Raw genomic sequence first — 14,676 nt, 5'->3', positions numbered from 1 at the left:
TTGTGAAGCATCTGCGAAAAGAGCAAATAAGAAAAAGCCTGCATTCATCACCCGGATGCAGGCTTATTTCCGTTTATGAAATCCTCTCGATCACGGTCCGCTTCCCGTTGTTCAAGGTCAGTTCGAACCGGTCATTCTGGATTTCAAAATAGTCAAAGTGGTGCTGAACACTGCAGATGTATTCTTCGTTGTCGAAAATCAAAAAATTCACTCCCGACCTTCCATTTTCATAATCGAGGAATGTCAGGTGATTATAACAATAGATACAATCATAGATGGAGAAATTCAACGAATTCAATGTATTGATGAACTGGATAAACGCTTCGTCATTCAGTTCATCCAACAGACGTTCGAAAGAGTAAATCAGCTGCTTCCTTATCCTGATCATTTCCTGGTCTACAAGCGAAAATGTTTCGTTGCCAGTCTGGATGCTTCCGTTATCAAGCAAAAACCCCTTGCACCACTTGCTGTTTCGATGGACTTCAACTTCCTGGTGGATAAATTCCTCAACTAGTGCGGCTTCATCCGTTTCTTCATCAAAGAAAACCCATTGTGAATTAATATATTCTACTGTCCCGGCATTGAAAGACCGGGGCTGGAATTCAATTAGATTGCTTCGTTGTTGTCGATTCATTTGGATCCTCCGTTTATTGTCGCTCACCTTCTTTGTAGACAGATTTTAGCGAATTTATAACATGATTTAAAAGTTAGGCGATTAACCAGTTTAGATCCTGCTGCATAAGATGAGTAATGCTTAAGCGATTACCGCGTTTGAGAACGTATTTCATTGATCGGCAAAAAGTTCCGCTGAGAAGGGATGATCATAAATGTGTGGAATAACAGGCTGGGTAGACTATCGGAAAAATTTGGATCATGAGCGCAAGACCATTGCAAAAATGGCGGAAACTTTAAGTAAAAGAGGTCCTGATGATACCAATGTATGGACTTCACAACATGCTGCGCTTGGCCATAAGAGGCTGGTGGTTGTCGACCCCGAGGGAGGCAAGCAGCCAATGACCAGAGCACAGGGAGACAGCCGTTATACCATTTGTTATAACGGAGAACTGTATAATACCGAGGACCTCAGAAAAGCACTGCTATTAAAAGGATATTCTTTTAACGGCCATTCTGATACAGAGGTTTTGCTTACTTCTTTCATGGAATGGAAGGAAAATTGCCTTGAGCATTTAAATGGGATTTTCGCCTTTGCCGTTTGGGATCATCAGGAGGAAAAGCTGTTCATCGGACGTGACCGGCTTGGCGTGAAGCCGCTCTTTTATATTGAAACAGCGTCTGGTCTTATGTTTGCTTCTGAGCAAAAGGCATTGCTGGCACATCCAGAGGTGAAGGCAGAAGTAGACAGGGAAGGACTTTGCGAGGTTTTTGGGCTCGGTCCATCCCGTTCACCGGGAGCAGGGATTTTTAAAAATATGAAGGAACTGCGTCCCGGGCATGGACTCATTTTTTCAAAAAATGGGCTGAAGGTATGGAGATACTGGAACGTGAAAAGTGAAGAACACAAAGACAGTCTTGAAGAAACTTCCGAGAAGGTACGTGACCTGTTCACAGACGCCGTAACAAGGCAGCTCGTTTCCGATGTACCGCTTTGTACATTCCTTTCCGGCGGATTGGATTCAAGTGCCATCACGGCGATTGCCGCGAATCATTATAAAGCGGAAGGCAAGGGGAGCCTGCATACCTACTCGATCGATTATGAAGGCAACGATCTGTTTTTCAAGGAAAATGAGTTCCAGCCTAATGCGGATGCCTTCTGGATCAATAAAATGACGGAAACATTCGGGACCATTCATCATAACAGCGTCATCTCTCAGCACGATCTGGCAGCCTATCTGACAGAAGCCGTGCATGTCAGGGACCTGCCGGGAATGGCAGACATCGATTCATCATTGCTCTGGTTCTGCCGTGAAATCAAACAGGATTTTACAGTCGGCCTTTCAGGTGAATGTGCCGATGAAATCTTTGGCGGCTATCCGTGGTTCCACCGGGAGGATGACCTGAACCGGCAGGGATTCCCGTGGATGCGGTCCATTAATGAAAGGCAGAATATGCTGAGAGACCACTGGCGGAACAAATTGAATCTTGAAGATTATATGATGTCGAAATTCAATGAGACGATTGCAGAGGTTCCGGTACTTGATGGGGAGAATCAAAGCGATGCCAAACGGAGACAATTATTCTATTTAAATATCATCTGGTTCATGACCACCCTGCTCGACAGGAAAGACCGGATGAGCATGGGTGCGAGCCTCGAAGTAAGGGTGCCGTTTGCCGACCATCGCCTTGTAGAATATGTCTGGAATATCCCATGGGAAATGAAGATGCACGGCAACCGGGAAAAAGGAATCCTGCGCAAGGCCTTAGAAGGCACATTGCCTGATGAAGTATTATACCGGAAAAAGAGTCCATACCCGAAGACCCACCATCCGGCCTATACCCAGGCAGTGCAGGGAATGCTGTCAGATTTTATGGTCGATTCAAACAGTGCACTGCACGAATTTTTTGATAGAGCGACTCTGCAAAAAATGATCGAAACCGAAGGCGCCTCCTTCAAAGTGCCATGGTTCGGCCAGCTGATGACCGGCCCGCAGCTACTGGCACAGCTTGCCCAGATTCATATCTGGTTCAGGGATTATAATATTAATATTGCAGATTAAAAAAGCAAGCCCTGGATGTAGGGCTTGCATCAGACTTCAGGCGAATTCGATTTGCCTGAAGTTTTTTAAGGAATTGGAAAAAATCGTTGATAATTACCAATTCGCTATATAAATCAAAAAGTCGCTATAAAAATGGAAAACTCGCTATATAAATTAAAAAGTCGCTATAAAAAGGAAAATCCGCTATAAAATTGATTCATTTGATATAAATGACTGAAAATATTTGTCCGATTTTCCCTTTTGAAGGTGAGCAAGAACAATTTCATTTAGAAATTACATAATTTTATTTACTAACAAGCGTACTTTGTTCTATTTTGCAGTAACAAACGACTTTTTCACCCAAACCCGGGATCTCCAGCGCCACAGCATGAGCAGGCCGCGGAGCCATTCGTCGGCGATGAAGGCGATCCAGATGCCGACGAGGCCCATCTCCAGATAGATTCCTAGAAAATAGGAGAGTGTCACGCTGACTCCCCACATTGAGAGGATTCCCATATATACCGGGAATTTCACATCGCCCGCAGCCCTTAATGAACTGATCAGGACAAGATTGAATGATCTGCCTGGTTCAAGGATGATGGTAAGCAGGATCAGGATGCTGCCGAGTTCGATGATGCTGAGGTTATCAGTGAAGATTCCCAGCAGGTTTTTTGAAAAGAAAGAAACGGTCACTGCTGCAGCGATCGATATCATGATCGCGAGTTTCAAACTTTGTAATGCTCGTTTATAGGCGTTCTCAATTTCTTTTGCTCCGACCATATGGCCAATCAAAATCTGTGTACCCTGGCTGATCGCGATACTGAAAAGGAATATGAACATCATGACATTTTGCGTATAAACCTTTGCAGTCAGTGCCTGGGTTCCAAGAGTTGCGATAAAATACGTGATTACCATTTGTGAGCCATTGTAGCTAAGGTGCTCGCCGGCAGAAGGGATCCCGATATTGAGCAGGTTCCTTAAATGTTTTTTTGGAAAGCTGAACAGCATTGACCATGGCAGCGATCCGGGGACCCGCTTTGTCATGACATAAATGGCCGCCAGCAATCCGATGATCCGGCTGACAGTGGTTGAAATCGCCACACCTTCAACCCCGAGTACAGGAAAACCGAAGGGACCGAAGATGAAGAAATAGTTCCCGATGACATTCAGCACGTTCATTCCGATGGTGACATACATGATATCACGTGTGAAACCATAGCTGCGAATGATGCTGCTGACGGTCATGATCAGTGACTGGATGAACGAAAATCCACCGACAATCCGCAGATAGGAATTGGCTTCATTAAATAATTCTGGAGGAAGGTCCATCAGCTTCAGCAATTGTTCGCTAAAAAGGAATACAGCCCCACTAAGGATCAAACCGAATACTAGGTTAGCCCCGATAGAGACAGTGGATACCTCACGGGCCTCATCGTTCCGTTCAGCGCCGAGGTTCTGGGCCACAAGGATGGCTGTGCCTGTGGCGATAAATCCGAACATGACGATGACCATGGACAGGATTTGGTTGGAAACCCCAACTGCAGCCACAGAATTATCCGAGTACTGCGACAGCATCAGCGTGTCCGCATTCCCCATCAGCATATATAGCAATATTTCAATGAAAAGAGGCCATGTAATGGCAAATAACGATAGTTTAGCAGTTTTTGTCTTCATGATTTTTTATCTCCAAGTTGTAATCCTTTTATTATACAGACATTGGGAGGGATTTGAAGTGAAAATCCTTCGTTTTTCGAAAAAAATTGTTGGAAGCAAATACAATAATTTATTAAATAGGATTCTGAAACCTCTTTTATTCCCGCCAAAGCCAAGTTTATGAAAAGTGCATAAAAAAAGAGAAAACCCCTTCCCAAAACAGGAGAGGGGCCCATTATTTAAAATTGGAACAACGCGAATCCGTTTGCGGCAATCGCAGCTGACAGATCGTCGCTTTCAGCTGCATATTCTTCACCAGTATAGATATTGGTGATTTTTTTTCCGCTTAAATTAAAAGGCAGGTGATAATTTGTTTCTTCATCGCTCATATTCACGACGACCAAGATAGTGGACTCGCCGTTGGATTTCGTATAAGCAAAACAGCTGTTATGGTAATCGGAAGGGATGAAGTGCAGCTCACCTTCATTCGCCAGAAGAGGATAATCCCGGCGGAGGCGGATCATCCTCTGGACGTGTCCGAACATATCCTTGTTCTGATCCTCTTCATTCCACTTCATGCATTCGCGGCAGCCTGGATCCTGCGCGCCGCTCATGCCGATTTCATCTCCATAATAGATACACGGTGTACCGATGTATGAAAGCAGCACGGTAAAGATTTGTTTTACCTTGTCTTCATCGCCGCCGCATTCGGTAAGGATCCTTGGTGTGTCGTGGCTGCCAATCAGGTTGAAGGCGACTTCATTGACGTTTTTCGGATACATATGGTTAACGGTCGTCATGTTTTCAATGAATTCTTTTACCGTAATCGAATTCCGGGCAAACAAATTCAGGATGTTGGTCGTGAATGGATAATTCATGACAGCGTCGAACTGGTCACCGCGGAGCCAAGGCATCGAATCATGCCAGATTTCACCAAGGATATACAGTTCCGGCTTAATAGCCTTTACTTCTGATCGGAATTTTCTCCAGAATGAGTGGTCGACTTCATTCGCAACATCCAGTCTCCAGCCATCAATATCGAATTCACGCACCCAGTAGCGTCCGACTTCGAGAAGGTATTCAATCACCTCTGGGTTTTCAGTATTCAGCTTTGGCATCGCTTTTTCAAAAGCGAATGTGTCATACTGTGGCTTCGGCTCTGTCACAACCGGGAACTCCCAAATATGGAACCAATCCTTATAAGGAGAGTCTTGGCCTTTTTCCAACACATCCTGGAACTGAGGGAAATAGAAACCGCTATGGTTGAACACAGCATCTAGCATGACCTTGATTCCTTTTTCATGGCAAACCTGGATCAAACGCTTTAGCGTATCCTTATCACCAAATTGGGGATCAAGCTCCATGTAATCGATCGTATCGTATTTATGGTTCGAATAAGCCTTGAAAATCGGCGTAAAATAGATACCGGATATGCCAAGATCCGCCAGATAGTCGATGTTCTGGATGACGCCTTCGAGGTCACCCCCGAAAAAGTTATCTCTTTCAGGTGCTGCACTGCCCCATGGCAGAGCACCTTCGGGATCATTTGATGGATCGCCATTTCCGAATCTCTCAGGGAAGATTTGATACCAGACAGTATCTTTCACCCAGGAAGGGGCCCGGAATACATCAATATTGTTCAAGTATGGAAAAGCATAATAGAAGCCAGTATCCTCTGGGGGTTCTGAATAAAAGCCCTTTTCGGTCAGATAAACGGTTTCAGTGCCATCGTTCAATACAAATCCATAGCGCATCCTTCTGTAAGGCGGCTTTATCGAGACGAACCAATAATCGAATAACTGATCGGAGCCACTTTTGATCATCGAAACGGTATTGAAGTTCCATTTTCCATCACACCAATCATATGGATCGCCATTTAATAGGGAAACTTCCATTATGTCATCCTTTTTCGTTCGGATACGGATATGTAGTTCTTCATTAGTGCAAGCGTATGCATAATTATCTTTAGGGCGGTGATAGATCGCTTCTTTTAACAAGGAGGAATCATTCCTTTCATTATCTAATCCAGATTAAAACAAGGGTAGACCACCTATTTTGAAATGTCAATTATAAAAAGTGCGATTCACAAAAAATTAACCAAATCTTGACCCAGTTTAAAAAAAATAAAAAAACTAGTTGTCAAAATGAATTAAGTCTTTATAATAAGAGGTAGGTTGTGCAATCGTTTTCATAGACTTGCAAACAACATTACAAACGTTTGCACAGATTGGGAGACAATCTGCACAATGAAAAGCAATTACACATTTTTAGGAGGGGTATACACATGAAAAAAGCATTGTCAATTTTCATGATGCTGGTCTTGATGATCGGTGCTCTTGCTGCTTGTGGACCTAAAGAAGAAAACAAAGGTTCAGAAGGCAAAGGCGAAAAAACAGAAGATGCTTCTAAACCAGAGAAGCTGGTAGTTTGGGAAGACAAAGATAAGTCTGGCTGGCTTGAAAAAGTAGCTGCTGACTTCGAAAAAGAAAACGGAATCAAAATCGAGTTCAAAGAAGTAGAAATGGCTACTAAAATGAAAGAGCAATTACGTCTTGACGGTCCTGCTGGAACTGGCCCGGACATCATCACACTACCGCATGATCAGATCGGTGAACTTGCTGTTCAAGGTCACATTGCTGAACTGAACGTTAGCGATGATGTGAAAAAGACTTTCTCTGAATCTTCAATCGCTGCACAAACTTTCGATGGTAAATTATACGGACTTCCAAAGTCTGCTGAAACTCCAGTTTTCATTTACAACAAAGCTCTTATGACTGAAGTTCCTGCTACAATGGAAGATCTTTATGAATTCGCAAAAGCTAACACAAAAGACGGAAAGTACGGTTTCCTTGCACTTTGGGATAACTTCTACTTTGCACATGCTCCAATCGGCGGTAACGGCGGATATGTATTCGGGGAAAAAGACGGAGCTCTTAACCCTCAAGATCTTGGCTTGAACAACGAAGGTGCTGTAAAAGGTACTGAGTACATCCAGAAGTGGTACGCTGAAAAGTTATTCCCTAACGGAATCATCGGTGAAAACGGCGGATCTGCTATGGACGGTCTTTTCAACGAAGGTAATGTTGCTTCTGTAATGAACGGACCATGGGCATTCGGCGGCATGAAAGATGCTGGAATCGATTTCGGTGTTGCTCCATTCCCTAAATTCGCTGATGGCACTCCAATGAAAACCTTCATGGGTGTTAAAGGCTGGCACGTATCTTCATACTCTAAGAACCAAAAATGGGCTACTAAGTTCCTTGAGTTCATCACAAACGACGAAAATGCGAAATACCGTTTCGAACAAACTAATGAAGTTCCAACAAACGTAGCACTTGTTGACGATCCAGCAATCGCTGAAAACGAAGGCGCTAAAGCTGTTGCACTTCAGACTCAAGACGCAGTTCCAATGCCAAACATCCCTGAAATGGGTGAAGTTTGGTCACCAATGGCTAGCGCATTGCAAACAGTTGTAACTGGCAAAGCAGAGCCAAAAGCAGCTCTTGATTCAGCTGTGAAGCAAATCGAACAGAACATCAAGCAAAACCACTCAAAATAATAGCATCAATAGATATTGCAGTACCTCCTGAGGGGGGTACTGTTGTATTTTCCAAAGGAAAATTCCAGTTTCTGTGTTTTTTGTAGGCTCTTTTCTTAAACTTTGTTGCTATTGCCTACAAAATAGGAGTGAATTACTTAAGATTAGTCACGCAATTAATGCTTATTGTGAGAAAAGAACTTTCAAACTTAGTACCGACATACAAGACTACTATGATCACGTTAAAATCGGCTTTAGGATTTAACAACAATCTTTACGAAAACAGCCTTTTTGTAAGAGGCACGTGAAAAGTCACAAAGATTACGAAAACTGCAGTAAAAAAGTCTTTCATTGAGCAAACGGTTGCGCTAGAATAGAGATAAGTTAATCAGGTGCTTCATGAGATTGAAAACAATAGATTTCGGTATAATACAGAAATGGAGCGATCTTCTGTATGAATGACAATGTATTCGTTCTCATAAAGCATCTGATGCTTTTAAGAAGGCGGATTATCGCAGAGTTGTTGTCATCACAGGCTTGGTTATTCAAAATAAACCAGCTGCAGTGTGAACCAGCAATGTTTTCGAAAAGAGCCTAATCAATTATAGAAAGAGAAAGGGGAATATAGGATGAAAGAGAAGTCCTATCAAACCAACCACCGCAGAATAGCAACAGCCCTTTCGATCATTCCGGGGCTAGGACAGCTTTACAACAAACAAATTCTAAAGGGAATCGCTTTCCTGATCTTGACGGGTGCATTCTTCGGAGTGTTTTCGGATCTGCTTAACATGGGATTATGGGGTCTGTTCACACTGGGAGAACAAACGCCTAGAGACCACTCGATTTTCTTGCTGGTAAAAGGAATCCTGGCAGTCATCGTCCTGCTTTTTGGAATCGGTTTCTATCTCTTTAACCTGAATGACGCATACAAAGTCGGATTGATCAGAGACTCAGGGGAACGCATCACTACTGTTAAGGAGCAATACAATAACCTGATCGACAATGGTTTCCCTTATCTGATCATGTCACCGGGTTTCCTGCTACTGATTTTCGTTGTAGTTTTCCCAATCATTTTCGTCGTACTGCTCGCATTCACAAACTATGATTTGTACCATTCACCGCCAGCCAAATTGGTTGATTGGGTCGGGCTTAAAAACTTCTTTGATTTGTTCCAATTGGAATCATGGCGTCAGACATTCTTCTCTGTACTATCATGGACAATCATTTGGACATTTGTTGCAACAACATTCCAGGTAGGTTTGGGAATGTTCCTGGCCATTCTTGTCAACCAGAAGGATGTGAAAGGGAAGGCAATCATCAGGACAGTTTTCATCCTTCCTTGGGCAGTGCCGGCATTCGTATCAATCCTTGTATTCGCTGGTATGTTCAACGAATCATTCGGTGCCATCAACCGCGACATCCTGGGGATGTTTGGAATTGACCCGATTCCATGGATGACTGAAGCAGTGTATACGAAAATTGCTTTGATCATGATTCAAACATGGCTTGGATTCCCATTCATTTTTGCAATGACGACTGGGGTACTTCAGTCCATTCCGGAAGAATTGTATGAAGCTGCCACTGTAGACGGTGCGACAAACTTCCAGAAGTTCAAAAATATCACATTGCCATTGGTGCTTTTCGCAACAGCACCGATCCTGATCACACAGTATACTTTCAACTTCAATAACTTTAATATCATTTATCTCTTTAACGGCGGTGGACCTGCAGTGCCAGGCGCAAATGCCGGCGGAACAGACATCCTGATTTCGTGGATTTACAGCCTGACAATGACATCTGCACAGTATTCAAAAGCTGCTGCCATCACCATGCTGCTTTCCTTGATCGTAATTGGTGTAGCATTATGGCAGTTCAAGAGAACGAAATCATTCCAAGAAGAGGATATGATGTAATATGAGTATCAAACGACAGAAATATATCAGACTGACACTAACATATCTTGTGATTTTGGCCATGTTTGCCATCATTATCTATCCGCTCCTCTGGATTGTCGGTTCCTCCTTCAATCCGGGGCAAAGTTTATCGGGTTCAAGCATCATCCCGAAAAATGCAACCCTTTCACACTATAAGGAGCTTTTCGATACGAACCAAAGTGCTTACCTTTACTGGTACTGGAATTCTCTGAAGGTGAGTGTCTTGACGATGGTGTTCACTGTCATCCTTGTCAGCTTGACAGCTTACTCATTCTCACGTTATCGCTTCATCGGACGTAAAAACAGCTTGATGACATTCCTGATCCTGCAAATGATTCCAAACTTTGCAGCATTGATCGCAATTTTCATCCTTGCTTTATTGACTGGCCTGCTTGACACTCACTTAGGCCTGATCCTTGTGTATGTCGGAGGAGCAATCCCGATGAACACATGGCTCATGAAGGGCTATCTTGATACAATCCCTAAGGAGCTCGATGAATCAGCCAAAATGGACGGTGCTGGACACCTGCGAATCTTTTTCCAGATTGTCATGCCGCTAGCGACTCCAATCATCGCGGTTGTAGCATTGTTCGCGTTCATCGCACCATTCGGGGATTTCATCCTTGCACGGATCCTGCTTAGGACAGAAGAAAAGTACACACTTGCTGTTGGACTCTACGACATGGTAGCCAAACAGTTCGGTGCGCAATTCACGACTTTCGCAGCCGGGGCTGTCCTGATTGCCGTACCAATCGCAATCCTCTTCCTGTCATTCCAGAAATACTTTGTTTCTGGTTTGACGGCTGGCGGAACAAAAGGATAATCTATTAGGGCAGACAATTTTTAAGCAAAGGCCGAATTCGGCCTTTGCTTAAATTATGAGGAGGAGCGGAGATGAAAAAAAAGTTCATCTTCATCTTGATTCCGTTTCTTCTTTTTTACGCCCTCCCAGTAGGCGCAGTTGAAAAAGAAGGACGAAAATGGCAGGATGAAACAATTTATTTCCTAATGGTTGACCGTTTTAACAACGGTGACAATAGCAATGATTTCGACGTAGATGCGAATGACCCAAAAGCTTATCATGGAGGCGACTTCCAGGGAGTCATTGACGAATTGGACTATATCAAGGATATGGGGTTCACTGCGATTTGGCTGACGCCTGTTTTTGATAATGCCGATAAAGGCTACCATGGGTATTGGATCAAGGACTTCTATAATACAGAAGAACACTTTGGAAGCGTTGACAAATTCAAAGAACTTGTAAAAGAAGCACACAAACGCGATATCAAAATCATCCTTGATTTTGTCGTTAACCATGTCGCTCCTGATCATGAGTGGGTGAATGATCCTGCCAAGCAGGACTGGTTCCATGAAAAGCAGGATATCATTGACTGGAACAACCAGGATGAGCTGGAGAATAACTGGCTGTATGGGCTGCCGGATTTAGCACAGGAAAACCCGGAAACAAGGAAATATCTGCTGGATGCTGCTAAATGGTGGATTGAAGAAACGGATATCGACGGTTACAGACTTGATACCGTCCGCCACGTCCCGGTTGATTTCTGGGAAGATTTTTCAAAAGAAGTGAAGAGCGTCAAAGACGATTTTTACCTGATCGGCGAGGTATGGTCGGAGGATCCAAATTATATCGCTAAATATGATCAGGCGGGGATTGACGGTTTTGTTGATTTTCCATTGAATGAACAGCTGCGTACGGCCTTTGAAAAACCGGATCAGACATTGGACTGGCTATTGACTACGGCGAAAAGAAATAATGCAATCTATGAAAATCCCGAGCTGATGGGGAACTTTATCGATAATCATGACATGGTCCGCTTCACCAGGAAAGCGGTACAGAACAGGAATCATCCAGGTACGAGATGGAAAATGGCGCTGACCTATATGTATACTGCTCCTGGAATTCCGATTGTTTATTATGGAAGTGAAATAGCGCTTGATGGCGGAGAAGATCCGGATAACCGCAGGCAAATGAGCTTCAGGGCAGATAAAGAATTGATTGATTATATCACGAAAATTGGTGAGCTTAGGAACGACCTGCCTTCTTTAAGAAGAGGGGATCTGGAAGTTCTTTACGAAAAGAAAGGAATGGCTGTCTTCAAGCGCACCTATCAGGATGAAACAGCAGTCATTGCCATCAATAATACATCAAATACCCAGCAAGTCACTTTGACTGCCGATCAGCTTGAGGATGACAAGGAATTGCGCGGTTTGCTTGCGAACGACCTTGTCAGGAGCAAGGATGGGGAGTATAACCTTGCTCTTGAACGGGAAAAAGCAGAAATCTATGTCCTCGCCGAGAAAACAGGGTTGAACATACCTTATATAGCGGCAATGGGTGCTGTATATGTTGCCTTCTTCGGCTTCATTTTCCTTCTTTTTAAAAGAAGAAAGAGAAGTAAAGAATAGGGAAAATCAGTCCAAAACTTGGCTTGAAAAAATAAGCAAAAAAACTGGACAAATCATTTATAATAAAGATAAGGAATTTTTCTGGCAAAAGGGAGGGGAACTTAATGGCTGTTACTATAAAAGATGTTGCGAAGGTAGCAAATGTCGCGCCTTCAACTGTCTCTCGTGTTATCGCCAATAGTCCCAGGATCAGCGAAAAAACGAAGGAAAGAGTCAGGGAGGTTATGGACCAGCTTGGGTATCACCCAAACTTTATCGCCAGAAGCCTTGCTAGCCAATCAACCAGGGCAATAGGGCTTGTCATGCCGAGCTCGACTGATGTTGTCTTTCAGAACCCATTCTTTCCCACTGTCCTGACAGGGTTGAGTGAGGGGGCACATGCCAAACAATATGCTCTCCACATGACTACAGGGAAGACAGACGATGAAATCTTCGATGGTGTTGTCGCGATGGTTCAGGGTGGCAGAGTGGATGGTGTGGTTCTTTTATACTCTAAGGTAGAAGACAGGGTCATCTCCTATCTAAAAGAACGGGACTTTCCATTTGTCGTGATCGGCAAGCCGTTCAAGGATGACGAAAATACCAGTTATGTTGACAATGATAACTTCAAAGCTGGAAAAGAAGTGACTGAGCATTTGATACAGCTTGGCCATGACCGTATTGCCTTCATCGGCGGGAATCTCGATCTTGTTGTGACAGTGGAGCGCTTGCTAGGCTATGAAAAAGCTTTGAGAAACTCAGGAATCCAATTAGTTGATGAGTACATCATTAATAATGAATTCCTTCGTGAAAGCGGGCAGGATGCGGTCGAAATGCTGTTATCACTGGAGCAACCTCCAACAGCAATGGTCGTTGCCGATGACCTGATGGCATTGGGTGTATTGAATAAGCTTGATGAAGTAGGAATTGTGGTACCTAAAGACATCTCGATTGTGAGTTTCAATAACGTTTTGATTGCTGAGATGGCAAGACCGCCTCTTACATCCGTCGATATCAACATCTTTGATCTTGGATACCAGGCAGCCAAGAGCCTGATTCAAAGGATCGAGAATCCGGATGAACCAATCAAGCGGATTATTATCCCATTCAAAATTGTTACAAGATATTCCTGCGACCGTCCAAAAGAGACACTCGTATAAGCGAAAAGAGGCAAAGCGCTGCTTTGCCTCTTTCTTTTATCCATTTACAATCGTTCCGCCGTTGACGTGGATGGTCTGTCCGCTTACATAGGTGGAGTCATCACTACCGAGATAGACATATGCCGGTGCTAGTTCGAACGGCTGGCCAGCTCGTCCCATTGGCGAATTCGTTCCAAATTTCGCTACTTCCTCCGCCGTGAAGGTTGATGGGATAAGAGGCGTCCAGATCGGACCTGGTGCCACACTGTTGACACGTATGCCCTGTGACGCAAGAGACATGGCAAGGGAGCGCGTGAAAGAAACGATCGCACCTTTTGTTGACGAGTAATCAATCAGCTTCTCATGGCCCTTATAGGCCGTGATTGAGGAAGTGTTGATGATGGTGCTGCCTTTTTTAAGGTGAGGCAGGACAGCCTTAGTCAAATGGAAGATCGAGAACACATTCGTACGGAACGTCTTCTCAAGCTGTTCTGCAGAAATATCAAGCAGGCTTTTTTGCGGATGCTGCTCAGCAGCGTTATTGACAAGGATGTCAATTTTGCCGAACTCATCAAGTGTTTTCTTGGCAGCTTCCTCACAGAACTGCTCGTTTCCTACGTCGCCTGCCACCAGCAGGCATTTTTGGCCTTCCGCCTCAATAAGCTCCTTCGTCGTTTTAGCGTCATTATTTTCCTCAAGATAGACAATCGCTACATCTGCACCCTCTTTTGCATAATAGATGGCCACCGATTTGCCAATGCCACTATCTCCACCGGTGATCAAAGCAACCTTGCCAGATAACTTCCCGGATCCTTTATAATTTTCATCTACAGATTTAGGTTCAGGGTTCATCTCCGGCTCCGTACCAGGCTGATGATCCTGATGCTGAGGCGGAAATCCCTGCTTATTCTTCTCGTTAGCCATAAAACACGTCACTCCTTCTATTTGATTCAACCCTTATTAAATTCCTTTAAAATCCAGAGAAAAAACATGGAAATTCCTTCATGGTGAGTTGGAATCCCTTAATTAAGGATTGAAATGGGGAAAAGAAGTGATTTCTGTCCTTGGTGAGGGCGGTGATGGACAAAAGCACAGAGAAGGAACAAATTTCTGTCCGTCATGAAGGGGATGATGGACAAAAACACCGAGAAGTAACAAATTTCCGTCCGTCATGAAGGGAATGATGGACAAAGACACCGAGAAGGGACAGATTTCTGTCCGTCATGAAGATGATGATGGACAAAAACACAGAGAAGGAACAGATTTCATTCCGTCATGAAGAGGATGATGGACAAAAACACCGAGCGAAAGCAAAATTCTGTCCATCGTAAAGACGCTGACGGCCGAAAAGA

General features: G+C 43.9%; 10 protein-coding genes. 6 read left to right on the top strand and 4 right to left on the bottom strand.

Annotated elements, in window-relative coordinates; genetic code table 11:
• Positions 1 to 73 precede the first annotated feature (73 nt).
• On the bottom strand, positions 74 to 634 hold the full coding sequence (locus tag ACNAZ4_RS03475; RefSeq protein WP_415812779.1) for a DUF2777 domain-containing protein: 561 nt from the start codon (positions 632 to 634) through the stop codon (positions 74 to 76).
• Between the two features lie 193 nt (positions 635 to 827).
• Here ACNAZ4_RS03475 and asnB point away from each other — a divergent pair, with 193 nt between their 5' ends.
• On the top strand, positions 828 to 2,675 hold the full coding sequence (asnB, locus tag ACNAZ4_RS03470; RefSeq protein ID WP_415812778.1) for an asparagine synthase (glutamine-hydrolyzing): 1,848 nt from the start codon (positions 828 to 830) through the stop codon (positions 2,673 to 2,675).
• A gap of 309 nt (positions 2,676 to 2,984) precedes the next feature.
• Here the strand turns inward: asnB and ACNAZ4_RS03465 are convergent, their stop codons facing one another.
• Together ACNAZ4_RS03465 and ACNAZ4_RS03460 are read right to left on the bottom strand one after the other, a co-directional pair.
• Positions 2,985 to 4,328, bottom strand: a complete 1,344-nt coding sequence (locus ACNAZ4_RS03465; RefSeq protein WP_415812777.1) for an MATE family efflux transporter — start codon at positions 4,326 to 4,328, stop codon at positions 2,985 to 2,987.
• Between the two features lie 218 nt (positions 4,329 to 4,546).
• Positions 4,547 to 6,304, bottom strand: coding sequence for an alpha-glycosidase (locus tag ACNAZ4_RS03460; RefSeq protein WP_415812776.1), 1,758 nt, complete (start codon positions 6,302 to 6,304; stop codon positions 4,547 to 4,549).
• A gap of 287 nt (positions 6,305 to 6,591) precedes the next feature.
• On the opposite strand from ACNAZ4_RS03460, the gene ACNAZ4_RS03455 reads away from it, so the two are divergent.
• The 5 genes from ACNAZ4_RS03455 to ACNAZ4_RS03435 all read left to right on the top strand — a co-directional run bounded on the left by ACNAZ4_RS03455 (position 6,592) and on the right by ACNAZ4_RS03435 (position 13,345).
• Positions 6,592 to 7,866, top strand: coding sequence for a sugar ABC transporter substrate-binding protein (locus ACNAZ4_RS03455; protein WP_415812775.1), 1,275 nt, complete (start codon positions 6,592 to 6,594; stop codon positions 7,864 to 7,866).
• 608 nt (positions 7,867 to 8,474) lie between these two features.
• Positions 8,475 to 9,758 carry an ABC transporter permease subunit gene (locus ACNAZ4_RS03450; RefSeq protein ID WP_415812774.1) on the top strand — a complete coding sequence of 428 codons (1,284 nt, stop codon included), beginning with the start codon at positions 8,475 to 8,477 and terminating at the stop codon, positions 9,756 to 9,758.
• A 1-nt stretch (position 9,759) separates the two neighbouring features.
• The gene (locus ACNAZ4_RS03445; protein ID WP_415812773.1) at positions 9,760 to 10,602 is read left to right on the top strand and encodes a sugar ABC transporter permease; all 843 of its coding nucleotides are present in this window, start codon (positions 9,760 to 9,762) and stop codon (positions 10,600 to 10,602) included.
• Between the two features lie 71 nt (positions 10,603 to 10,673).
• A complete protein-coding gene (locus ACNAZ4_RS03440) occupies positions 10,674 to 12,206 on the top strand; it encodes an alpha-amylase family glycosyl hydrolase (protein ID WP_415812772.1) in 1,533 nt (510 codons plus the stop codon).
• Between the two features lie 104 nt (positions 12,207 to 12,310).
• Positions 12,311 to 13,345, top strand: a complete 1,035-nt coding sequence (locus ACNAZ4_RS03435) for a LacI family DNA-binding transcriptional regulator (protein ID WP_415812771.1) — start codon at positions 12,311 to 12,313, stop codon at positions 13,343 to 13,345.
• A 36-nt stretch (positions 13,346 to 13,381) separates the two neighbouring features.
• On the opposite strand, the gene ACNAZ4_RS03430 is transcribed toward ACNAZ4_RS03435, so the two are convergent.
• On the bottom strand, positions 13,382 to 14,248 hold the full coding sequence (locus tag ACNAZ4_RS03430; protein WP_415812770.1) for an SDR family oxidoreductase: 867 nt from the start codon (positions 14,246 to 14,248) through the stop codon (positions 13,382 to 13,384).
• Between the last annotated feature and the right edge of the window lie 428 nt (positions 14,249 to 14,676).

The sequence above is a fragment of the Mesobacillus thioparans genome, from assembly GCF_965138835.1.
In the GTDB taxonomy this organism is placed as follows: domain Bacteria; phylum Bacillota; class Bacilli; order Bacillales; family Cytobacillaceae; genus Mesobacillus; species Mesobacillus thioparans.
The sequence above is the reverse complement of the archived record's forward strand: the minus strand, read 5'-3'. Positions and strand labels throughout refer to the sequence as shown.